This window comes from Mycoplana sp. BE70, assembly GCF_031455855.1.
Classification (GTDB): domain Bacteria; phylum Pseudomonadota; class Alphaproteobacteria; order Rhizobiales; family Rhizobiaceae; genus Mycoplana.
On sequence record NZ_JAVDTM010000001.1, the window covers coordinates 1 to 21,712 of the forward strand.

Here is a 21,712-nt window from a genome sequence, read left to right on the forward strand (position 1 = left end):
CGTCCGCGACACTCCGCCGCCCACGTTTCTCTTTCTTCTCAATATTCAGTTGTCAAAGAACAGACGAAACCTAAGTCGTCTCAACCAAAGCCGAAGGGCGCAATCGCATCCGCCGGTCGGAACCAGCCTCAACTCAATCCGCATCCATTCGGAAACTTCAGAGCGAGTTCGTCAGTCGCTAGCAGCGCCGCCGCCCTCGTTGGTGAGGCGGTTTCTAGGCCCAACCCCAAACCAAGTCAACAGCAAAAATGACGGTTTTGCGAAAATTGTCGGCCGCCCCAAGCGGAAACCCCGAGTTCCCAGCGCTTACGGGCTGGAAAAAATCTTCACGGGCCTTCGCGCCGTCGCGTGGCGGCCCATTGGCGCTCTGACGGGACCTGGCCTGGGTCGCGAGCGCCCTGCCCGGAGCATGAAAAAGGCGCCGGCGGAAACTCCGCGGCGCCACTTCGCTCGCAACGATGGTCTGGATCGGCCCTTCTCAGGCCTTGATCTTCAACTGCGCCATGATCTTCTCAAGATAGCCGAGCAGCACGGCCGAGATCACGAAGGCGAGATGCATGAAGGTCAGCCACATCAGCTGCGTGGTGGTGTACTGCTGGGCGTTCAGGAACACCTGCAGCAGGTGGATCGACGAGATCGCCACGATCGAGGAGGCGACCTTGATCTTCAGGCTGCCGGAATCGAGCTTGCCGAGGAAGGAGACATCGCTCTCGGCCTGGTCGAAGCGGCTGACGAAGTTTTCGTAGCCGGAGATCATGACCATCAGGATCAGGCTCGCCACCAGCGCCGCATCGATCAGCCCCAGCATGGCGAGGATCATCTCGGCATCGTCCAGCGCGAAGACGTTCTTTGCCACCTTGAGGAATTTGTAGGCGAACGAGACGGCGTAGACGGCAAGTGCCGCGACCAGCCCGAGATAGAAGGCGACAAGGATCCAGCGGCTGGAAAGAATGATCCGTTCGACCAGGATTTCGAGGGATTTCATGGGGGATGGCGCTCCATCAGAATCTACTGTTTATCGCGCCTTGATTAACCAAGGGCCCTTTGTCCGGCAAGCGCCGATTGCTGAAATCAATCCAGGGTTGACTGCAACAGATAAACGAAAGCGTCGCCGGCAACATTGAGGAGACCGCTGTTGTCGATGGTGACGGTGTCGAGACCGGCAGCCGCAACGCGCGGTTGGCGGTCGAGGCGGGCGGCAATTGCGCCGGCACCTTCACGGCCGCGCTTTGCCAGTCGCTCGGCCCGCACTTCGGCGTGGGCGGTGATCGTGACGATCTTCAGTCGCGGAAAGGCCGCGACGAAATCGGGCAAGGCCTGACGGCTACCGTTGACGATCACGACGGCCCCCTGCCCCACCGCGTCCAGCATTTCCGTCTTGATCCCGTAGGAGAGCCCGTGCGCGTCCCAAGAGACGCAAAAGGCACCCTCCTGCTTCAAGCGCGAAAACGTGGCCACATCGACGCCGATGTGCGCCTCGCTGCCGGCATCCGCCGGCCGCGTGATGACGCGCCGCGCGAAGACGACCCGGTCGTTTCCGGCGAAGTGCCGGGCGGCAAAATCCATCACGCTGTCCTTGCCGGCCCCACTGGGACCGACAACGACGATCGCCATGCCGTGGTCAGCAAAACCGGCTGGTTCGGTATCGAGTGTGAACATCGTCGCAGAACCAGTCATGCCACCCGCCGACCCTCGCGCCAGACGGAGCGGACCACCGGAACGCCGTTCGGACGACGCACACGCACAAGGTCGGCGCGAAGGCCGGTCGCGATCCGGCCGCGATCGTCGAGGCCGACCGTTCTGGCCGGTGTCGCAGAGACCATTGCGACCGCCTGTGGCAGACTGATCGCCGCGATCTCGTCGGCGAGGATGAAAGGCGCGTGCATGAGGCTGAAGGGGACGTAATCGGAAGAAAGCACGTCGAGCACGCCGATGTCGGCGAGATCGCGCGCGGCGATGTTGCCGGAGTGCGACTTTCCGCGGACAATGTTGGGGGCGCCCATCAGTACGCTCATGCCGGCGCCGTGGGAGGCCTTGGCCGCGTTCAGGCTGGTCGGGAATTCGGCGAGCCGGGTGCCGTAGCCGATCGACTCCTCGACGTGCTCGAGCGTCGCATCGTCGTGACTTGCGATGGTGATGGCGCGCGCGGCGCAGCGAGCGGCGATCGCATCCCGATGCGGCTTGGCGTAGCGCGCCGACAGCGCCTGCTGTCGCTCGCAGAACTCGGCGAAGGCCTCGTCCGTCAAACCGCGCTTGGTCTTGTAGTAGAGCGTATACTGATCCATGCTCTGGAACTGCCGTTGCCCCGGCGCATGATCCATCAGCGAAACAAGCCGCACCTTCGGATCATCCTCGAACTCCTCGAAATGGTCGAGCACGTTATCGGTCGAGACCTCGCAGCGCAGGTGGATCAGGTGCTCGGCGCGCAGGCGATCGTCGCGTTCTGCCTGGGCGAGCGCGTCAGCCATCGCCCGCATCTCGCCCTTCTCGAAGCCGCCATCCTCGTCGGCTCCCATGCGCAGGCAGTCGAACACCGTCGTGATGCCGGAGGTGACGACCTGGGCATCGTGGGCCTGGATCGCCGCCGTCTTGTCCCAGCGCACGCCCGGCCGCGGCGAATAGTGGGCCTCCAGATGGTCGGTATGCAATTCGACAAGGCCGGGAAGCAGATAGTCCCCGTCCATGTCCTCTCCCGTTGCGGTCGACCGGTCGGAAATGTCGGCAATGAGGCCGTCGCGGATCAGCACCGCACCGTGGATGACATCGTCCTCGAGCACGATGCGGGCATTGGTTAGCGTCAGTTCGGTCGACATGTCAGGCAATCTTTCTGTTGGCCGTTCCGACAAGCGGGAACAGCGAGTGTACGGTGAAGTCGGCGCCGCGGGAAGGTTCGCGAAAAACGGCCAGGCCCGTGATGGAAAGCGGCTGGCCGTGGAAAGCGGCGAAATGGCGAGCAAGGGCCTGCTCCATCGCAGGTGCGTCCTCTGCCGGCACTTTCCCCGTCAGAGTCATGTGGAAACGGAAAGTATCGAATGCGTATGGGTAGCCCCACTGGACAAGGTTCTGCCGTTCCTCGCTCGCCAGTTCCTCCGGCTTGCGCCTTGCGATATCGGCAGAAGAGAGCGGAGCGCGGAAGCGATCAAAGCGGCGTACCACCTCACCGGCAAAGGATTGCAGCGGTTCGTGTTCGTCCGCAGGGACAAGGGCGAAGAAGGACCCCAGCCGTCCGATCACGACCTCCGGAATGTCGAACGCCTCCATCTCAGCGGCGAATTCGGCGACCTCGGCGACAAATTCGGCCTCGGTGCAGCCCTCCGCCAATGCAAACGGCGCCTTCAAGGTTGCGTGGAAACCGTAGCGCCGCGGATCGGCCGTCAGGGCCGCCAGCGCCGCCGATGAAAATTCGGGAACCGTCGGTTGTCCGACGGTGGCGCCGCTGAATGCGTCGCGGCCGAGCCAGCGGGCTGCGGCAAGCGCAAGTTCATCGCTGGCTGCAGGCGTGAAATAGAGGGCGTAACGCAAATTCGATCTTCCTGTTCAATTCGGGGTCGCGGTTCGCGGAGATGGATGCGCGCGGTGCGGGCGCAACGGGGATTCGTGCGGCGGCATCATGCCATGACCTCCGGCGATTTCCATTCCTCTCAACGGCTGCGTCCCATCAGCCGGGAGCGCAGTGCATTTGAAATGCCGTCGAATACGAAGACCACGATCAGGATGAGAACCACCATGGAGGCGACGTTCTCCCAGTCCGAATTGGTGGCCATCGCTTCCCACAGCTTCAGCCCGATGCCGCCGGCGCCCACGGCACCGATGATGGTCGCCGATCGCGTATTGGATTCCCAGAAGTAGAGCGCCTGGGAAGCGAAGACCGGGAGTACCTGCGGCACGACGCCAAAGCGCTGAACGGCGACGTTGGGTGCACCGACGGATTTGACCCCCTCGCGCTGCTTGTCGTCGATGTTTTCCAGTGCCTCGGAGTAGAGCTTTCCGAGCGTGCCGGTGTCGGTGAAGAAGATCGCCGACATGCCGGCCAGTGGCCCGGGGCCGAAAGCGCGGGTGAAGAACAGTGCCCAGATCAGCATGTCGACCGAGCGGAGGAAATCGAACAGGCGCTTAGTCAACTGGTTCGAGATCCAGTTGCGGGTGATGTTGCGGGCCGCGACGAAGGCGAGCGGGAAGGCAACGAGCGTCGCCAGCACCGTGCCAACGAATGCCATCACGATCGTCTGCAACAGCTTGGTCCAGACGTCGAGGTGCTGCCATTCGTGATTATAGAGGATGTTGTTCCAGGCGAGCGACAGGTTCGAGCGCGACGGATCGATGCGCTCGCCCCAGGCGATCAGGGAGAACACGTCGGCCGCCGGTTTGCCGAAGAAGGGCGACTGGGTATCGAAGATGAAATTGGCCCAGCCCAGGAAACGCTTGCGGATGCTGACCTCGTCCGCCTCGATCTCGGCCCAGCCCGCAAGGCCGAAGGAGATGACGATCTTCTCGCCGGGGCGCTTCTGGGTGGCCCACTGCGGCAGCGGATCGCTGTCAGCCGAGACGGTCTTGCCGTCCATGGCTACGTGCAGCGTTTCATCACCGTGCTGTACGACCACGTTGCCGGGAAGGACTTCGATACGGGTCGAACGTCCCATAAGTACCTCAGCGCGAGTCACGACCTCCTCGGTGCGGGTTACGGTCTTTGCTTCGGCTGACGGCGCTGCCTCCGTGGCAGAGCCGCCGAGTGCCGCCCCCGGCGCCATGAAGCTTGTCGCGGATTTCTTCACGGTGGGCTGCGCCGACACTGCGGCCGCCGGCAGTTCGACGGTGCGCGTCACCGTTTCACGCGTTGCGATCAGCCAGTCGGGATTGGGATTGTCGCCGAGCGGTGAATAGCGCGGGTATCGGATTTGCATGGTTCCGTCGGACGCCATGCGGAACTCCGGGCGTACTTCATAGGACACCCAGTCGGCGAGATAGGTGCCGGCGAGAGACCAATTCGCATTGTGGAGCACCGTGCCGACGGCGAAAAACCACCAACAGTAGAGGCCATAGAGCACCGCGGCCAGCACAACCAATGGCGTGCGTAAGCGAGACCAGAAGGAACGCGCGAAAATCTCCGGATGCCGGGCGGCGACCTGTTCCATCTCGGACATGTGAAGCTTGGCCATCGTTCGGTCCTTACTGTGCAAGTTGGAAGGCCTGGTCGCCGACGAAACGGCGTCTTGCCCAGGCAGATAATTGATCGACGGCGACGATCGTTAGGAAGAGCAGAAGGATGATCGCCAGCGTCTTGGCCTGGTGGTTCTGGCCGATCGAGAGGCGCAGCAATTCGCCGATGCCGCCGCCGCCGACGGCGCCGATGATGGTGGAGGCGCGCACGTTGATCTCGAGGCGCAGCAGGAAGTAGCTGATGAAATTCGGCATGACCTGCGGGACGATGCCGAACCAGACCCGCTCGATCCAGTTGCCCCCGGCCGCGCGAAGCCCCTCCTCCGCCTTCATGTCGGCGTTTTCGACCACTTCGAAGAAGAGTTTGCCCAATGCGCCGACCGTGTGGATCGATACCGCGATCACTGCCGGCAGCGGACCGAGCGAGAAGATCGCAAGGAAGAAGCCCGCCAGCACCACCTCCGGAAAGGCGCGCAGGATCTCCATCAGACGGCGAACGATGCCGCGAACGAAGGGGTTCGGCATCAGCGTTCGCGCCGCCAGAAAGCAGAGGATAAAGCCGAAGAACGCGCCGAGGATGGTGGAGAAGATCGCGATGTTGAGCGTCTCCAGCATCTTGTAGAAATACTCCGGGACATAGAAGCTCTCCGTCAGGTAGAGCCGGCCTTCCGGATAGTTGTACTTGAAGCTGCCGTCGTCATACGGAGACGGCAGATCGAATAGAGCGCGGAACACCTCGAAGCCGTCGCGCGGGATCATGCCGCCGACGAAGTCGAAGAGATGCGGGAGACGGTCGAAGAACTTGCCGGCATTGGTTGCGTTGGCAAACCACATCGAACCACCCAGCGCGAACAGGAGAATTCCAAAGCCGACCCAGGAGTAAAGCCGGCGCTTGGCGGCGAGCTCCTGCCAGTGACGCTCGATCAGCGCGCCGCTTTCGCTGAACTCTTTCGGAAGGGTGTTGAGGGCCATGGCGCTTTCCGCGTCTGCGCCTCTACGCTGATGGAAGAGGCTTCCTTCAAAAATGGCGTCAGCCAGCAAAACCGGCCGACGCCGTCAGATTTCCCAGTCGGTTCAGCCGCCGATCGTTGCCTTGCGGGCGTCGATGATCGGCTTGTAGAAGTCGGTGTTGACTTCGGTGAAGTTGGTGAAATCACCGCCCATGATGGCCGAGAAGCAGGCCGCGTCGGTCTTCGGCAGGTCGAGCATGAACTGCTTGAACTTCGCCTTCATGTCGTCAGCCATCGAGGAGCGCACGACGATCGGGCCGTTCGGGATCAGCGGCGAGCGCCACAGCTCGACCAGGTCGTTCATGTCGAGAACGCCCTTCTCGACCATCTTGTGCAGGTTGCCGGAGGTGTAGCCGTCCTTGAATTCGCCAACGCCCGAGCCGAAGGTCGTGCCGGCATCGAAGTTGCCCTTCAGCACTTCGAGGACGAGGTTTTCATGGCCGCCGCCGAAGCCGGTCTCGCCGAAGAATTCCTTGACGGGCGCGCCGATCGATTCCGGAAGCGTAACGAGCGGGACGAGGTAGCCGGAGGTGGAATCCGGATCGGCAAAGCCGAGCTTCTTGCCCTTCAGGTCTTCGACCTTGGTGATACCGCTGTCCTTGCGGGCGACCATGATCGAATAGTAGCCGGTGGAGCCGTCGGTCTGGACCGTCGTCAGGATTGGCTCGACGGCCTTGGGGTCGGCGAGATAGATCTTGGCGAAGCCGGAGGCGCCGAGTTCGGCGTAGTCGAGCGTACCGCCGAGCAGGCCCTGGATCACACCGTCATAGTCGGCAGCCGGGAAGAAGGAGACCTTCTCGAAACCGAACTCGGCCTTCAGCTTGTCGCCGAGGCACTGGTAATTGCGCAGGCGATCGGCTTCGTTTTCGCCGCCGATGATGCCAACGCGGAATTCCTTCAGGTCTTCAGCCTGGGCGTGGCCGACCAGCGCCAAAAGGGCGACGGCGCCGAAAAGAGCTTTCTTCAGCATGATTTCTCTCCTGTTTGACCGGCCACGCCGGCTTTGAGAATGGCTTTGACCCTTGACGTGGGCCACTCGATCCTGGCCGCGTCAGATGCCGGCCAGTGCCAGCGGTTTCACGCTGGCGGATTCCTTGATGTTGTCCTGCACGAGCGGGGCAGGCTGGCGACGAATGCTCGTCGATGTCATGGTCTCATCGATCTCCGCACCATCGGCACCCGCGCCATAGATCGACCGCACCGCTTCGGCGTCGAGATCCCGCGGCGCACCATCGAAGACGACTTTGCCGGCGGACATGCCGATAATGCGCTCGCAGTAGTTTCGGGCGGTGTCGAGCGTGTGGAGATTGGTGATGACGGTGATGCCCTCGCGCTCGTTGATGTCGCGCAGCGCATCCATCACGACCTTGGCGTTGAGCGGATCGAGCGAGGCGATCGGCTCGTCGGCAAGGATCATCTTCGGCTGCTGCATCAGCGCACGCGCGATCGCCACGCGTTGCTGCTGGCCGCCAGACAGCGTACCCGCCATCTGCAGTGCCGTCTGCTCGATGCCGAGGCGCTCGAGGGCCGCGATCGCCATGATGCGCTCCTCGCGGGTGAACATGTTGAGGATGCTGAGCGCCGTCGAGCGATGGTTGAGACGGCCGAGCAGCACGTTGGTCAGCACATCGAGGCGGGGCACCAGGTTGAACTGCTGGAAGATCATCGCGCAGTCGCGCTGCCAGTTGCGCAGGGCAGCGCCTCGCAACGCGGAAACCTCGACATCGCCAAAGCGGATTGCCCCTTCGGTCGGCTCGACAAGCCGGTTAATCATGCGAAGCAAGGTGGACTTGCCCGCACCGGAGCGACCGATGACACCCACCATCTGGCCCTGCGGGATGTCGATGTTGACCGCGTTGACCGCAGCGTTCCCGCCAAACCGGCGCGTGACGTTCATCAGGCGAAACATGGCATCCCTTTCGAGGGTTCATTCATTGACGTTGTAGGGGGCTTTAAAGGTGCTCAATGAAGGCCGGATGTCAGTTTCATGTCTGTTCGGTAACAATCCACAAAGCCCGGTTTTCCCGGGCTTCGCGCTTGTTCAGGCCTCGTAGCGGTCGAGGAAACTCTCCGCGTCGAGCGCGCGGAAGTCATCAAGTGCGGAACGCAACCGGGCATGATCCCAGTCCCACCAGGCAAGTCGTTCGAAGCGTTCGACAAGTTGCCTTGGAAAACGCTCGCGGATCAGTTTCGCCGGCACCCCGCCGACGATCGTGTAGGGTGCTACGTCCTTGGTGACGACGGCCCCGGAGCCGATGACGGCGCCGTTGCCGACGGTGACCCCGGGCAGGATCGTCGCGCCGTGACCAATCCAGACGTCATGTCCGATCGTCACGCGATGCGCCCGCCGCCAGGCGAAGAAATCCGCCTCCTTGTCGGCATCCGGCCAGTAGTCGGCAGCGCGATAGGTGAAATGGTGCAGCGTCGCCCGCCAGGTCGGGTGGTTCGTGGCGTTGATCCGCACCGACGAGGCGATGTTGGCGAACTTGCCGATCGTGGCGCACCAGACCGAGCAGTCCTCCATGATGTAGGAATAGTCGCCGAGTTCGGTCTCGCTGATGCGGGACCGCTCGGCGATTTCGGTGTAGCGGCCGAGCGTGCAGTCGGTCACTTTCGCGGTCGGGTCGATCAGCGGCGTTTCGGAAAGCTTTGTCACGCGGCGGCCTTTCTGGGCGAGAAAGCGGAAACGTCTATGATCCGGTCGGCCACCTCCGTGCGCACGTCGTCATCGTGGAAGATGCCGAGAAGTGCCACCCCCGCGCGCTTCTTCTCCTCGATCATCCCGACGACGATCTCGCGGTTCTTCGCATCGAGTGAGGCGGTCGGCTCGTCCAGCAGCAGGATACGGTGGTCGGTAATGAAGCCGCGGGCGATATTGACGCGCTGCTGCTCGCCGCCGGAGAAGGTGGCGGGCGGCAGTTGCCAGAGTTCGCGCGGCAGGTTCAGCCGGGACAGCATTTCCTCCGCCCTTTCGCGCGCGACCGCCGCGATCTCGCCTCCCGCCAGCAGCGGCTCGGCGACCACGTCGACGGCGGGAACCCGCGGCACGACGCGCAGGAACTGGCTGACATAGCCGAGCGTGACGCGGCGAACGGCAAGCACGGTGCGCGGATCGGCGCCGGCAAGATCGATCACCTTGCCGGCGTGTTCGATGAGGATCTGTCCGCCGTCGACGCCGTAGTTGCCGTAGACCATCTTCAGCAGCGAACTCTTGCCGATGCCGGACGGGCCGCCAAGGACGACGCACTCGCCAGCCTTGACGGAAAAATTGACATCCGAGACGACCGGCAGTCGGATGCCGTCTCGAAGGTGCATGGTGAAGCTCTTTGTGACTTCAGATACGACGAGTGGGGTCGCCATGGGTGAATGTCCCTTTGCTGGGACCGGGCGCAACCGAGCCTGGAGCCGGCGCGCGGCGGTCAGATCAAACCTGCAGGATGGAGGAGACGAGAAGCTGGGTGTAAGCCTCGCGCGGGTCGTCGAGAACGCGGTCGGTCAGGCCCTGTTCGATTACGAGACCGTCCTTCATCACCATCATCCGGTGCGACAGGAGGCGTGCGACGGCGAGGTCATGGGTGACGATGATCGCCGAAAGCCCGAGGTCGTGCACGAGACCGCGGACCAGGTCGAGCAGACGCGCCTGCACCGAAACGTCGAGACCGCCGGTCGGCTCGTCCATGAAAACGAGGCGGGGGGACGTGACGAGGTTGCGGGCGATCTGCAGGCGCTGGCGCATGCCGCCGGAAAAGGCGCGCGGCTGGTCGTCGATGCGGTCGATACCGATTTCGACGCGCCGCAGCCAGTCGCCGGCGGTGTCGCGAATGTTGCCATAGTGGCGTTCCCCGACCGCCATCAACCGCTCGCCGACATTGGCGCCGGCGGAGACCGTCATGCGCAGGCCGTCGGCCGGGTTCTGGTGGACGAAGCCCCAGTCGGTACGCATCAGGAAGCGCCGTTCGGCTTCGCCCATATGGGCGAGGTCGCGCATCTGTCCATCGCGCATGCGATATTCGATCGTGCCGGAGGTCGCCGTCAGGCGGGTGGCGAGGCAATTGAGCAGCGTCGTCTTGCCCGAACCGGATTCGCCGACAATCGCCAGGACCTCGCCCGGCCAAAGCTCGAAGGAGACGTTGCGGCAGCCGATGCGCGCGCCATAGAATTTCGAGATGTCGCGGACTTTGAGAAGGGGTTCATCGCTCATCGTGCAGCTTCCTTGTCGTAGGCGAGCATGGTGCCGCAATGGCCGTGGTCGCGGCGGTCTTCGCAGTGATCGGTGTCCGAGCAGACGAACATCCGCCCGCCCTTGTCATCGAGCACGACTTCGTCGAGGTAGACATTCTCCGCGCCGCAGAGCGCGCAGGGACGATCGAACTTCTGGATTTCGAACGGATGGTCCTCGAAATCGAGGCTGACGACGTCGGTGAACGGCGGCACGGCATAGATCCGCTTCTCGCGCCCCGCACCGAAGAGCTGGAGCGCTTCCGACATGTGCATCTTCGGATTGTCGAATTTCGGCGTCGGCGACGGGTCCATGACGTAGCGCCCCTCCACCTTCACCGGATAGGCGTAGGTCGTGGCGATATGGCCGTTCTTGGCGATGTCTTCGTAAAGCTTGACGTGCATCAGGCCGTATTCTTCGAGCGCATGCATCTTGCGCGTCTCGGTCTCGCGCGGCTCGAGGAAGCGTAAGGGTTCGGGGATCGGCACCTGGTAGACCAGCGTCTGGCCGGCCGTCAGCTTCTCCTCGGGAATGCGATGGCGCGTCTGGATGATCGTCGCGTCGCGCGTTTTGGTCGTGACCGCCACGTTGGCGACCTTCTGGAAAAAGGCGCGGATGGAGACGGCGTTCGTCGTGTCGTCGGCGCCCTGGTCGATGACCTTCAGCACATCATCGGGCCCGAGGATCGCCGCCGTCACCTGCACGCCGCCGGTGCCCCAGCCATAGGGCATCGGCATTTCGCGGGAGGCGAAGGGCACCTGGTAGCCGGGAATGGCGATCGCCTTCAGGATGGCGCGGCGGATCATGCGCTTCGTCTGTTCGTCAAGATAGGCGAAATTGTAGGTCGCCAGTTCTGCCGTCGTCATTCTGCGGCCTCCGCGAGATCATTGCTCAAGTTTTGCGCGGCTTCGTATTCGCGCCGCATGCGGCGCACGAGGTCGAGCTCGGCCTGGAAATCCACGTAATGGGGGAGTTTCAGGTGCTCGACGAAGCCGGTCGCCTGCACATTGTCCGAATGGGAAATGACGAATTCCTCGTCCTGCGCAGGCGCGACGATGTCCTCACCGAACTCCTCCGCACGCAACGCCCGGTCGACGAGCGACATGGCCATGGCCTTGCGCTCGCTCTGGCCGAAGACGAGACCGTAGCCGCGGGTGAACTGCGGCGGGTTTTTCGCAGAGCCCTTGAACTGGGCGATCATCTGGCATTCGGTGATCTGGATACGGCCGAGCGAGACGGAGAAGCCGAGCTCCGGCATGTCCAGTTCCACCTCGACCTCGCCGATGCGCACTTCGCCTACGAAGGGGTGGGTGCGGGCATAGCCACGCTGGGTGGAGTAACCGAGCGCCAGCAAAAAGCCCTCGTCGCCGCGGGCGAGCGCCTGCAGGCGCAGGTCCCGCGCCATCGGAAACTCCAGCGGCTCGCGCGTCAGGTCACCTGCAACATGGCCGTCCGGCAGGCTGCCGTCATCCTCGACGAGACCTTCACCGGCAAGAATGTCGGAGACGCGCATGATCGGCTCGCCGGCCTCGTCGCGCTCCAGTGGCGCCTCGACCGCTTCATCGTTCAGAAGTGACGGGTCGAGCAGGCGGTGCGTATAGTCGAAGGTCGGCCCGAGCAACTGGCCGCCCGGCAGGTCCTTGTAGGTTGCAGATACGCGGCGCTCGACGACCATCTCTGCAGTCTCGACCGGCAACGAGTAGCCGAACCGCGGCAACGTGGTGCGATAGGCGCGCAGGATGAAGATCGCCTCGATCATGTCGCCGCGGGCTTGCCGGATGGCGAGTGCCGCAAGGGTGCGGTCGTAAAGCGAAGCCTCCGCCATCACGCGGTCGACGCCGAGGCCGAGTTGCGCGACGATCTGCTCGATGGTGATGGACGGCAGGTTGCGGTCGCCGCGACGGCGATCGGCAAGAAGGCGATGGGCGTTGGCAATGGCGGCCTCGCCGCCCTTGACAGCAACATACATGGCTCAGGCCTCTCCGTTTCGAATGATTGTGGTGCGCGGCAGGCAGGCGACATCGTCGCCGGCCACGAGGATCAGGTCCACGCCGCGGGGGAAGAGGGCGCGATTGGCTTGCGCCAGTGACAGGAAGGTTTCCGGCAGCCCCTTCGGCGCAATCCGCACCTCGTCGCGGATCCCTGGCCCGGTCAGGACCAGCGGCCTGCCGCCCTCGAAGCTGTCGATCTCGATCACGATCGTCGTCGAGCGGTCCGGATATTCCTGCGTCCCTTGCGAGAACACGCCGAAGCCCGGCATCACGGCCCCCTTCTCGATAAAGGCGAAGCTGGCATCCTGCTTCTCGCCCGTCACCGTCGCGCCGGTATGGAACGACAACCAACCGGGCAGCTTCGACTTGGCGAGTTGCGGCGTCAGCCAGACGGACGTGTCGTGATCGCAGAGCGTCAGCGCCACCGCGCCGGCGGCTGCTTCAAGCGGCTGGAGCGGCCTCGCGCCTGCCGGAATCCTGCCGATCGTGCCTGGGCGGGCCATGCAGTCCATGACGACCCGAAAGACTGCCTGCGCAGCAAACACCGGGTCGGGGAACCCACCTGAAAAGATCTGGGTGTCGGTCATCAGTCGTCTCCGCGAACCATGGTGAAGAAGTCGACGCGGGTGGCGGCGGTCTGGCGAGCCTTCTTCGCGTCGTCGGCCTCGATGCGGGCGGAAACCTCGTCGAGCAGACGCCGGACAGCCGCATCGTGCTCGGAGCCCTGGAGAAGGGCATCGAACACGGCGGCCAATTGCGCCTTTTCTCCATCGGCTCCAAGGGTCTGGCCGTGCCCGACCACGCCGCTCTCGAGACGCACGCTGGCGCGTGTCGCCGTCACCTCGCCGAGATTGAACGGCGCGCCGCCACCGCCGATCCGGCCGCGCACCATGACGAGCCCGGTCTCGGGGCCGCGGACCGGAGCAACCGCGGGCTTGGCTTCCAGCGCCCCCCAGGCCTTCTCGAGTTCGGCGCGCGTCGCCTTGGCGAGGAGGCCCATCGCCCGCTTGCGCGCATCCGGCTCCGGGCCGGGCGACGGCTGGTTTCGCAGTGCTGCCATTTTCATCTCCACTCGCTCAGTCATCTATTGATCTAGACAACTAGACATCTTATGCTCTGGTCATAATCAAGCAAGGTGACAGGCTTGTGACGGGATGAGAAAAACGATCGAGCGCAGATCCGGCGTGGCTCTCTGGCGGCAGATTGCCGACCGGATGCGGCTTGCGATCAACAATGGGGACTATGACGACACCAGCATGATGCCGTCGGAAGCGACGCTGGCGGAGACGTTCGGCGTTAATCGCCACACGGTGCGCAGCGCGCTGGCTTCGCTTGCCGATGAGGGCATGGTGCGTGCCGTGCAAGGGATCGGAACGCTGATCGAGCGGCGTGACCGCCTGACGTTCCCGATCTCGCGCCGGACGCGTTTCTCACAGGGTCTCGGCGGCCAGGCGAAAGAGTTGGAGGGGCGGCTGGTGCAGCAAACGACCGAACCGGCCTCGCCGATCGTCGCCAAGGCGTTGAACCTGGCGGCTGGAGCCAGCTGCATCCGCCTCGAAACGGTGGGAATTGCCGACGGAAAGCCGATCTCCGCTGCGACCAGTTACTTCCCCGCCGATCGGTTTGCGACGATCGGCGACGTGTACGAGCGCACAGGTTCAATAACCAAGGCGCTCGCCGAACTGGGGATTGACGACTATGTCAGGTGCTCGACAGAAATTTCCGCGTTCCATGCTGAAGGCGTCGACCTGCGGCTGCTGAAACTGTCCCCAGGAGCCATCCTGCTGGTAACGACGGCGATCAATGCCGACACCGATGGCCGGCCAATCCAGTATTCCCGGTCGCGCTTCGCGGCGGACCGGGTGAAGTTCTTCGTCGAAACGTGAAAGGAGCGGCACTCTGGCCGCCCCTATCGTCCGCCGCACTCAAACCCGTCTTGACCATCCAAAGAGCAGCGAAATGACGAGCAGCGCCAGGAACACGAAGAACAGGATCTGGGCGATGCCCGCCGATGCGCCTGCGATGCCGCCGAAACCAAGAACGCCGGCGATCAGCGCAATGACGAGAAATACAAGCGCGTAATAGAGCATTGTGGAACTCCTCTTTTGTCATCGAGAGGAAAAACGAGGAGTTGCGTAGAAAGTTCCCGTTCGAAAACGCGGGTAACGCTGGATAAAGATAAGCGCCGCCGCAAGCAATGTCGTGGCGGCGCTAGAACTATCAATGAACCTCAGTGACGGCCTTGCCATTCGTCGATCTGACGTTCGGCTTCCTCCTTGGCAACTCCATAGCGCTGCTGGATCTTGCCGGCCAGTTCGATGCGGCGACCGTCGATCACGTCGAGGTCATCGTCCGTCAGCTTGCCCCATTGCGCCTTGGCCTTACCCTTGTACTCTGTCCACTTGCCCTCGATGATATCCCAATTCATGGCGAATCCTTCCTTTGCTTTGCAACGTGCATTGCGACGGTGGAACGTGTGCGGCGCCAGATCGTTCCGCCTCCGATCCCTCCGGGCAGAGGAGTACCCAACAGGAACAAAAGCGTAGCGAGCGCGTTAGCACTTCGGTCGCAACCTTTTCGGGAGTGCACGATGTTAGGCACAATTCTGCTTATCGTTTTGATCCTGCTGTTGATCGGCGCTCTGCCGCGTTGGGGCTACAGCGGTAATTGGGGATATGGGCCGTCGGGCGGCCTTGGACTTCTCATCGTCATTCTGCTTATTCTGGTCCTGATGGGACGCATCTGACCTTCGCATATTTCATTTGAAAAGGAGACGGAATGAAACAGCTCATCGTTGCAGTGACAATCGCCCTGTCGGCACTCGCGGCCACATCCTGCACCCAAACGGAAAAGGGTGCGACGATCGGCGCGGCATCGGGCGCCATCATCGGCGGCGCCGTGACGAACAAGGTCGGCGGTGCCGCGGTCGGAGCCGTGGCCGGCGGCGCGATCGGAGCTCTCATCGGCAATGCTAGCGAGCCTGGCCGATGCATTTATCGCGACCGCTACGGGCGTCGCTATGAAGCCCCCTGCCGCTAAGCATGGCACACGCGAGAGAAGAGGCGCGCCGACAGCGCGTCTCTTCTCGTGCGGTTTCGTCTCGTGCTTGCGTGCAGGACACGGTTTACCGCGGCGTCTTCGCTTTCCGCTCCGCCTCGTCGAGCTTTTCGAGAAGATCGAGCAACTCTTGCGGAAGCGGCTCCGCTTCGATCGTGTCGTAGAAGGATCGCAGCCTTCGGCCCACCACGCTGTTGGGATTCAGCGTGTTCCGGGTCCGCCCGCGCTTGCTATGGCTGACAGCCGGCTTGTTCATAGCCATGTGCTCCTTGCCGCCGGTGAACGATCCTCATTTCGCCGCAGATCCCGCCTATCCAATGGAGTTCGAGTTCGCGCCACCGTCGTTTTCGTCGCCTGAATCTACAGGAAACGAGCTGAGTTCGAAACGTGTCGAGGGAGAAGTTAATGTCGCTATCCACCCGAATCGCCCCCCACCTGCCGTTGTTGCGGCGTTTTTCCCGCGCGGTGACGGGTTCCCAAACCTCCGGTGACGCATATGTGGCCGCGATGCTTGAAGCATTGATCGACGATATTTCCCTTTTTCCGGCAAGGAAGGACGACCGCATCAGCGTGTTCAGGCTCTACTGCTCGCTGTTCGACTCGATGCAGGTAACGATCTCTGAGGCCTCCCAATCACCTTTCGGTTGGGAACGGCGGGCGGCGGCCAATCTCGACCATGTCGCGCCCCTCGCCCGCAAAGCCTTCCTGCTTGTGGCCGTGGAGGGCTTCGACATTGCCGAGTGTGCCGACATTCTCGACGTGAGCGAGGCGCAGGTCGGCGAGTTCCTGGATCAGGCCGCGACGGAGATCTCCCAACAAGTCACGACGGACATCCTGATCATCGAGGACGAGCCACTCATCGCCATGGACATCGAGGACATGGTCGCTGGCCTTGGCCACCGGATCACCGGTATCGCCCGAACCCGCAGCGAGGCGAACGAGCTCTTCCGGCGCTCGCCTCCGGGGATGGTGCTGGCGGACATCCAGCTTGCCGATGGCAGTTCGGGCATCGACGCCGTCAACGACATGCTCGAAAGCAGCAGCGTTCCGGTGATCTTCATCACCGCGTTTCCGGAAAGGCTGTTGACCGGGGAACGCCCGGAGCCGGCCTTCCTGGTGACCAAGCCGTTCAATCCGGACATGGTCAAGGCACTGATCAGCCAGGCGCTCTTCTTCGGCGAGCAGGCGCGGCTGGCGAAAAGCGCCTGAGCGCCGCACACTAAAGGCGGGCCTACTATGGAGGCCCGCCCGCTTTTGCTGCGATCAGCTTCAGGCCAGGGCGGCCGTGACGATGATCTCGACGAGGTATTCCGAGGTCGCCAGCTTCGACTCGCCCGTTGCACGCGCCGGAGCATGGCCCGGGGCAACCCAGGCGTCCCAAACGGCATTCATCTTCTGGAAGTCGGCCATGTCTGCCATCCAGACCTGGGCAGAGAGGACCTTCGTCTTGTCGGTGCCGGCGAGCGCCAGGAGGCGGTCGATCTGCTCCAGTACCTGCTTCGTCTGGGTGGCGACGTCCGCGCCGGCTTCGCCAACCTGGCCCGCGAGGTAGACGGTGCCGTTGTGGATGACGGCCTGGCTCATGCGCGCGCCGGTTTCAATACGAGTAATGGTCATGGGTTCGTTCCTGTCGTTATCTGGTCAAGCCCCGTGGCCGGCGTCCGTCAGACACAGCAACCACCCGCCAGCGGGCATCTGGTGCGGCGTACGTCTATACGATTGCGCAAAGCGCTTTGCCAGTCCGGATTGTGGAGGCTGCCGCTCGGTGCGATGGCCATCCCACGGAATGCTCTCAAGCACGCCAGTTTACCGATAGTTTCTGGAGACCGTCCTCGACAATGGCTTCGAGGGGCGCGTCGACGCCGACCGTGACCACACCGCGCTCGCCGGTCGGGTCCTCCAGCGTCGACAACTGGCTGTCGAGCAGGTTTGCCGGCATGAAATGGTTTCGCCGTGCCTGCAAACGGGCAAGCAGCACATCGCGGCTGCCGTCGAGAAAGACAAAATTGAGATCGCCGCCGGCGGCCGCCCGCAGCCGGTCACGATAGGTACGTTTGAGCGCCGAGCAGGACACGACGATCCCCTCCCCGGCTGCAGCTGCCGCATGGAGGCCGTCACCGATCCGATCGAGCCAAGGCCAGCGGTCGGCGTCGGTCAGGGGTATCCCCCTCGACATTTTCTCGACATTGGCAGGCGGGTGCAGTTGGTCGCCTTCCAGGAAGGGCAGCGACAGCCGCTCCGCAAGCGCCTTGGCGACGGATGTCTTCCCGGAACCGCTGACGCCCATGACAACGATCAAGCAACGCGGCTTTGCCGCCGCGTCGCCTTGATGCCGGGTCGCCGCGGTCATCGCTCAGAGCGGATGGTAGCAGGCGTAGCTGTGGTGCGCGTCTCCTTCGACCGGCGGCATTGCCTGTCGGCACTCGTCGGTCGCCCGCCAGCAGCGCGGGTTGAACGGGCAGCCGGTCGGCGGCTTCAGCGGAGAGGGCAACTCGCCTTGAAGCTGGATCCGTTCGCGCTTGCCTTCCGGATTGGCGACCGGGGTCGCGGAGAGAAGAGCGGCCGTGTAGGGATGTGTCGGATGAGCGAAGACGCTCTCCGCCGTTCCGGTCTCCACCGGCCGTCCCAGGTACATCACCATCACCTCGTCGGCGATATGGCGAACGACGGACAGGCCGTGCGAGATGAAGAGATAGGCGAGCCCCATCTCCTTCTGCAGATCCATCAGCAGGTTCAGCACCTGCGCCTGGATCGACAGATCAAGGGCCGAAACGGGCTCGTCGAGCACCAGCACCTTCGGCCGCAGCATCAGCGCGCGGGCAATGGCGATGCGCTGGCGCTGGCCACCGGAAAACATATGCGGATAGCGGTCATAGTGTTCCGGCCGCAGGCCCACCTTGGTCATCATCTCCTCGACCTTGCCGCGCCGGGTGGCCGCATCGTCCTTGGTGTTGATGACGAGCGGCTCCTCGAGAATCGTTCCGACCTTCTGGCGCGGATTGAGCGAGCCATAAGGGTTCTGGAACACGATCTGCACGAGGCTGCGCAGCGACATGTCGCCGACATGGGCCGGCTTGCCGTCGATCAGCAGCGTGCCCTCGGTCGGATCCTCGATCATGGTGACGAGGCGGGCGAGCGTGGACTTGCCACAGCCCGACTCGCCGACGACGGCGAGTGTCTTGCCGGAGTGCAGTTCAAAGGTGACGCCGTTCAGCGCCTTGACGGTCGCCTCCGGTTTGAACATGCCGCGCTTGACGGCATAGAAACGGGAAAGGTCCTTCCCCTGAAGAACAGGCTGGCTCATCAGGCACGCTCCTCGGCCAGTTCGGCAGTCTTGCCGGGATGGTTTTGCGGGACGCCGCTTACGAGCGGATAGTTGCACAGTGCATTGCCAAACGACGGCGGCTGCAGCGTCACCGACTTGCGGCACTGGTCCGTTACAAACGAACAGCGCGGCGAGAACAGACAGCCCGTCGGCCGGTCGTGCTGGCCAGGGACCACGCCCCGGATCGACGGCAGGCGGCCGCCGACGGTGGCGCGCTCCGGCAGCGACGACAGAAGTGCGGCCGTATAGGGATGATGCGGATCCCGGAACAGTTCCTTGACCGGCTGCTCTTCCACCTTCTGGCCGGCATACTGCACCTGCACGCGCTCCGCAGTTTCAGCGACCACGCCCATGTCGTGCGTGATCAGCACCAGCGCCATGCCGTGCTCCTTCTGCAGGCGCACCAGCAGATCGAGGATCTGCGCCTGGATCGTCACGTCGAGCGCCGTGGTCGGCTCGTCGGCGATGAGCAGCTTCGGGTTGCAGGCCAGCGCCATGGCGATCATCACGCGCTGGCTCATGCCGCCCGACATCTGGTGCGGGTAGTTCGACAGCCGGTCCTCCGGTGCTGGAATGCCGACGAGGCGCAGAAGCTCGATCGAGCGCTGCCGGCGCGCGGCGCGGCCGAGCCCCATGTGAAAACGCAGCGTCTCGCCGAGCTGGTAGCCGACCGTGAAGCACGGGTTCAGGCTCGACATCGGCTCCTGGAAGATCATTGCGATATCCTTGCCGATGATCTTGCGCCGCTCGCGGGCGGACATCTTCAGCAGGTCCTTGCCATCGAAGGTCATGCGGTCCGCGGTGATCTTCGCCGTCCACGGCAACAGCCCCATTACGGCCAGCATGGAAACGGACTTGCCCGAGCCGGACTCGCCGACGATCGAGAGGATTTCACCCTTGTCGCAGGAGAGCGAGACGCCGTCTACGGCCCGGAACAGGCCGGTGGACGTCTCGAACTCGACGGTGAGGTTTTTGATTTCAAGAAGGGACATGGCGCTCACGACCTCTTCAGCTTGGGGTCGAGGGCATCGCGCAGGCCGTCGCCCATCAGATTGATGGCGAGCACGGTGATGAGGATGGCAAGGCCCGGGAAGGTCACGACCCACCAGGCGCGCTGGATGAACTCACGCGCTTCGGCCAGCATCGTGCCCCATTCCGGCGTCGGCGGCTGGGCGCCCATGCCGAGGAAGCCCAGTGCCGCAGCGTCCAGGATCGCCGCCGAGAAGGCCAGCGTCGCCTGAACGATCAACGGCGCCAGACAGTTCGGCAGGATCGTCTTGAACATCAACCGCAGCGTGCCGGCTCCCGCCACCTGCGAGCCGATCACATAATCCTTTGTGCGCTCGGTCATGACAGAGGCACGCGTCAGACGGACGAAATGCGGCTGATTGACGAGCGAAATCGCGATCATGGCGTTCAGCAGGCCCGGCCCCAGGACAGCCACCAGCACGAGCGCCAGAAGCAGCGACGGGAACGCCAGGATGATGTCCATGATGCGCATGATGAAGGTGTCGACCGTTCCGCGGAAATAGCCGGCGACGAGACCGATCAGAACGCCCGAAATCACCGACAGGGTCACGACGACGAGACCGATGAAGAGCGAAAAGCGCGCGCCGTAGATCAGGCGCGAGAGAATATCGCGACCGACGGCATCGGTGCCCAGGATATGTCCCCAACTTCCGCCCGCATGCCACACCGGCGGCAGGAGGAGCATTTCGCGGTTCTGGATGCTCGGGCTATGCGGTGCCACGAACGGCGCGAAGATCGCCACAAAAAGGATCGCCAGGAAGATGACGAGGCCGATCACGGCGCCCTTGTTGCGGGAAAAGTAGAACCAGAACTCCGACAAGGCGGAAGGGTGGGTGGCCGTCTTTTTTTCCACTGCGGCTTCGGTGGCTTTGCTTTCGATTGCAGTCATTGCGCCACCTCCTAGTGCCGGATCCGCGGGTTGACCAACCCGTATGTCAGGTCGACGAGCAGGTTGACCAGCATGATCACGCCGGCGATCAGCATCAACCCACCCTGGACTACGGCATAGTCACGCTTGAAGACCGAATCGACCATCCACTTGCCGATGCCCGGCCAAGAGAAGATCGTCTCGGTGAGAATGGCGCCCGCCAGCAGCACGCCGACCTGCAGGCCGATCGTGGTAATGACGGGGATCATCGCGTTGCGCAGCGCGTGCACGCCGACGATCCGGAACGGAGACAGGCCCTTGGACCGGGCCGTACGGACGTAGTCCTCGCCCAGCACCTCGAGCATCGCCGAGCGCGTCTGGCGCGCAATCACCGCAAGCGGGATCGTCGCGAGCACGACGGTCGGCAGGATCAGGTAGGTGACAGCCGATTTGAAGGCACCGGACTGTCCCGACAGCAGGCTGTCGATCAGCATGAAGCCGGTCACCGGCGGGAAGAAATACATCAGCGAGATGCGGCCCGACACCGGCGTCCAGCCGAGATACCCGGAGAAGAAGATGATGAGCAGCAGGCCCCACCAGAAGATCGGCATGGAATAGCCGACGAGGGCGGCGCCCATGATGGTCTGATCGAGCCACGAACCGCGCTTCACCGCCGCCAGCACGCCGGCCGGAATGCCGAGACAGACCGCGACGATGATGGCGCAGAGCGACAATTCGAGCGTTGCCGGGAACAGCTGCAGGAAGTCTTCCAGAACCGGACGCTTGGTGACGATCGAGCTGCCGAAATCGCCCGTCAGCAGGCCACCCAGATAGTCGAAATACTGGATGTAGAGTGGCCGATCGAGCCCGAGCTGGTTCATCAGCTCGGCGTGGCGCGCGGGCGACATCACGCGCTCGCCGGACATCAGCATGACCGGGTCGCCGGGAAGAAGCCGGATGAAGGAGAAAGCGATGATCGATACCCCGATGAAGGTGGGTATCAGAACGGCCAGGCGGCCGAAGATGAAACGTAGCATGGGAGCCAATCCCTTATTG

Annotated in this window: 28 protein-coding genes; 4 read left to right on the top strand and 24 right to left on the bottom strand. The window is 63.2% G+C overall.

What is annotated here, in order from left to right; genetic code table 11:
• Window positions 1-478 precede the first annotated feature (478 nt).
• The 15 genes from J2Y48_RS00005 to phnG form a co-directional block, all read right to left on the bottom strand.
• Window positions 479-985, bottom strand: a complete 507-nt coding sequence (locus tag J2Y48_RS00005; RefSeq protein ID WP_310410814.1) for a TIGR00645 family protein — start codon at window positions 983-985, stop codon at window positions 479-481.
• Between the two features lie 86 nt (window positions 986-1,071).
• Window positions 1,072-1,677, bottom strand: coding sequence for a phosphonate metabolism protein/1,5-bisphosphokinase (PRPP-forming) PhnN (phnN, locus tag J2Y48_RS00010; RefSeq protein ID WP_310410817.1), 606 nt, complete (start codon window positions 1,675-1,677; stop codon window positions 1,072-1,074).
• Window positions 1,674-2,813 (bottom strand): alpha-D-ribose 1-methylphosphonate 5-triphosphate diphosphatase, encoded by a 1,140-nt coding sequence (locus tag J2Y48_RS00015; protein WP_310410820.1) that lies wholly within the window; start codon window positions 2,811-2,813, stop codon window positions 1,674-1,676. Before J2Y48_RS00015 ends, phnN begins: the two co-directional genes overlap by 4 nt.
• A 1-nt stretch (window position 2,814) precedes the next feature.
• Window positions 2,815-3,522, bottom strand: coding sequence for a DUF1045 domain-containing protein (locus J2Y48_RS00020; protein WP_310410822.1), 708 nt, complete (start codon window positions 3,520-3,522; stop codon window positions 2,815-2,817).
• A gap of 119 nt (window positions 3,523-3,641) precedes the next feature.
• On the bottom strand, window positions 3,642-5,156 hold the full coding sequence (phnE, locus tag J2Y48_RS00025) for a phosphonate ABC transporter, permease protein PhnE (RefSeq protein ID WP_310410826.1): 1,515 nt from the start codon (window positions 5,154-5,156) through the stop codon (window positions 3,642-3,644).
• Between the two features lie 10 nt (window positions 5,157-5,166).
• Entirely contained in the window at window positions 5,167-6,129 is a 963-nt protein-coding gene (phnE, locus tag J2Y48_RS00030) for a phosphonate ABC transporter, permease protein PhnE (RefSeq protein ID WP_310410829.1), read from the bottom strand.
• 102 nt (window positions 6,130-6,231) lie between these two features.
• Window positions 6,232-7,137 (bottom strand): phosphonate ABC transporter substrate-binding protein, encoded by a 906-nt coding sequence (phnD, locus tag J2Y48_RS00035; RefSeq protein ID WP_310410832.1) that lies wholly within the window; start codon window positions 7,135-7,137, stop codon window positions 6,232-6,234.
• Window positions 7,138-7,218: 81 nt separating this feature from the next.
• Entirely contained in the window at window positions 7,219-8,076 is an 858-nt protein-coding gene (phnC, locus tag J2Y48_RS00040; RefSeq protein ID WP_310410834.1) for a phosphonate ABC transporter ATP-binding protein, read from the bottom strand.
• Window positions 8,077-8,208: 132 nt separating this feature from the next.
• Window positions 8,209-8,823, bottom strand: coding sequence for a DapH/DapD/GlmU-related protein (locus tag J2Y48_RS00045; RefSeq protein ID WP_310410837.1), 615 nt, complete (start codon window positions 8,821-8,823; stop codon window positions 8,209-8,211).
• Entirely contained in the window at window positions 8,820-9,527 is a 708-nt protein-coding gene (gene phnL / locus J2Y48_RS00050; protein WP_310410840.1) for a phosphonate C-P lyase system protein PhnL, read from the bottom strand. Before phnL ends, J2Y48_RS00045 begins: the two co-directional genes overlap by 4 nt.
• A 64-nt stretch (window positions 9,528-9,591) precedes the next feature.
• On the bottom strand, window positions 9,592-10,368 hold the full coding sequence (gene phnK / locus J2Y48_RS00055) for a phosphonate C-P lyase system protein PhnK (protein WP_310410843.1): 777 nt from the start codon (window positions 10,366-10,368) through the stop codon (window positions 9,592-9,594).
• Window positions 10,365-11,252 carry an alpha-D-ribose 1-methylphosphonate 5-phosphate C-P-lyase PhnJ gene (locus J2Y48_RS00060; RefSeq protein ID WP_310410846.1) on the bottom strand — a complete coding sequence of 296 codons (888 nt, stop codon included), beginning with the start codon at window positions 11,250-11,252 and terminating at the stop codon, window positions 10,365-10,367. The genes phnK and J2Y48_RS00060 overlap by 4 nt, the downstream gene beginning before the upstream one ends.
• Window positions 11,249-12,355, bottom strand: coding sequence for a carbon-phosphorus lyase complex subunit PhnI (locus J2Y48_RS00065; RefSeq protein ID WP_310410850.1), 1,107 nt, complete (start codon window positions 12,353-12,355; stop codon window positions 11,249-11,251). Before J2Y48_RS00065 ends, J2Y48_RS00060 begins: the two co-directional genes overlap by 4 nt.
• A 3-nt stretch (window positions 12,356-12,358) precedes the next feature.
• Window positions 12,359-12,967, bottom strand: coding sequence for a phosphonate C-P lyase system protein PhnH (gene phnH / locus J2Y48_RS00070; RefSeq protein ID WP_310412657.1), 609 nt, complete (start codon window positions 12,965-12,967; stop codon window positions 12,359-12,361).
• Window positions 12,964-13,437, bottom strand: a complete 474-nt coding sequence (gene phnG, locus J2Y48_RS00075; protein ID WP_310410853.1) for a phosphonate C-P lyase system protein PhnG — start codon at window positions 13,435-13,437, stop codon at window positions 12,964-12,966. The genes phnH and phnG overlap by 4 nt, the downstream gene beginning before the upstream one ends.
• Window positions 13,438-13,531: 94 nt before the next feature.
• Between phnG and phnF the strand changes: the two genes are divergently transcribed.
• The gene (gene phnF, locus J2Y48_RS00080; protein ID WP_310410856.1) at window positions 13,532-14,263 is read left to right on the top strand and encodes a phosphonate metabolism transcriptional regulator PhnF; all 732 of its coding nucleotides are present in this window, start codon (window positions 13,532-13,534) and stop codon (window positions 14,261-14,263) included.
• Between the two features lie 39 nt (window positions 14,264-14,302).
• On the opposite strand, the gene J2Y48_RS00085 is transcribed toward phnF, so the two are convergent.
• The gene (locus J2Y48_RS00085; protein ID WP_310410858.1) at window positions 14,303-14,467 is read right to left on the bottom strand and encodes a DUF1328 domain-containing protein; all 165 of its coding nucleotides are present in this window, start codon (window positions 14,465-14,467) and stop codon (window positions 14,303-14,305) included.
• Between the two features lie 140 nt (window positions 14,468-14,607).
• Window positions 14,608-14,805 (bottom strand): CsbD family protein, encoded by a 198-nt coding sequence (locus J2Y48_RS00090; protein ID WP_310410861.1) that lies wholly within the window; start codon window positions 14,803-14,805, stop codon window positions 14,608-14,610.
• Window positions 14,806-14,967: 162 nt separating this feature from the next.
• Here J2Y48_RS00090 and J2Y48_RS00095 point away from each other — a divergent pair, with 162 nt between their 5' ends.
• Window positions 14,968-15,123 carry a DUF3309 family protein gene (locus tag J2Y48_RS00095; protein WP_310410864.1) on the top strand — a complete coding sequence of 52 codons (156 nt, stop codon included), beginning with the start codon at window positions 14,968-14,970 and terminating at the stop codon, window positions 15,121-15,123.
• 32 nt (window positions 15,124-15,155) lie between these two features.
• Window positions 15,156-15,416, top strand: coding sequence for a glycine zipper domain-containing protein (locus tag J2Y48_RS00100; protein WP_310410867.1), 261 nt, complete (start codon window positions 15,156-15,158; stop codon window positions 15,414-15,416).
• Window positions 15,417-15,501: 85 nt separating this feature from the next.
• On the opposite strand, the gene J2Y48_RS00105 is transcribed toward J2Y48_RS00100, so the two are convergent.
• Window positions 15,502-15,690, bottom strand: coding sequence for a NepR family anti-sigma factor (locus J2Y48_RS00105; protein WP_310410870.1), 189 nt, complete (start codon window positions 15,688-15,690; stop codon window positions 15,502-15,504).
• A 149-nt stretch (window positions 15,691-15,839) separates the two neighbouring features.
• Here J2Y48_RS00105 and J2Y48_RS00110 point away from each other — a divergent pair, with 149 nt between their 5' ends.
• The gene (locus J2Y48_RS00110; RefSeq protein ID WP_310410873.1) at window positions 15,840-16,643 is read left to right on the top strand and encodes a response regulator; all 804 of its coding nucleotides are present in this window, start codon (window positions 15,840-15,842) and stop codon (window positions 16,641-16,643) included.
• A 60-nt stretch (window positions 16,644-16,703) separates the two neighbouring features.
• Here the strand turns inward: J2Y48_RS00110 and J2Y48_RS00115 are convergent, their stop codons facing one another.
• The 6 genes from J2Y48_RS00115 to J2Y48_RS00140 form a co-directional block, all read right to left on the bottom strand.
• Window positions 16,704-17,051, bottom strand: coding sequence for a RidA family protein (locus J2Y48_RS00115; RefSeq protein ID WP_310410876.1), 348 nt, complete (start codon window positions 17,049-17,051; stop codon window positions 16,704-16,706).
• Window positions 17,052-17,226: 175 nt separating this feature from the next.
• Window positions 17,227-17,784: a gluconokinase gene (locus J2Y48_RS00120; RefSeq protein WP_310410879.1), complete on the bottom strand. Its 558-nt coding sequence runs from the start codon at window positions 17,782-17,784 to the stop codon at window positions 17,227-17,229.
• A 3-nt stretch (window positions 17,785-17,787) separates the two neighbouring features.
• Complete coding sequence (locus J2Y48_RS00125; RefSeq protein ID WP_310410881.1) at window positions 17,788-18,738, bottom strand: peptide ABC transporter ATP-binding protein; 951 nt, start codon at window positions 18,736-18,738, stop codon at window positions 17,788-17,790.
• The gene (locus tag J2Y48_RS00130; protein WP_310410885.1) at window positions 18,738-19,751 is read right to left on the bottom strand and encodes an ABC transporter ATP-binding protein; all 1,014 of its coding nucleotides are present in this window, start codon (window positions 19,749-19,751) and stop codon (window positions 18,738-18,740) included. The genes J2Y48_RS00125 and J2Y48_RS00130 overlap by 1 nt, the downstream gene beginning before the upstream one ends.
• 5 nt (window positions 19,752-19,756) lie before the next feature.
• Window positions 19,757-20,677 carry an ABC transporter permease subunit gene (locus J2Y48_RS00135; RefSeq protein ID WP_310410887.1) on the bottom strand — a complete coding sequence of 307 codons (921 nt, stop codon included), beginning with the start codon at window positions 20,675-20,677 and terminating at the stop codon, window positions 19,757-19,759.
• An 11-nt stretch (window positions 20,678-20,688) separates the two neighbouring features.
• Window positions 20,689-21,693 carry an ABC transporter permease subunit gene (locus J2Y48_RS00140; protein WP_310410889.1) on the bottom strand — a complete coding sequence of 335 codons (1,005 nt, stop codon included), beginning with the start codon at window positions 21,691-21,693 and terminating at the stop codon, window positions 20,689-20,691.
• Window positions 21,694-21,712: the final 19 nt, after the last annotated feature.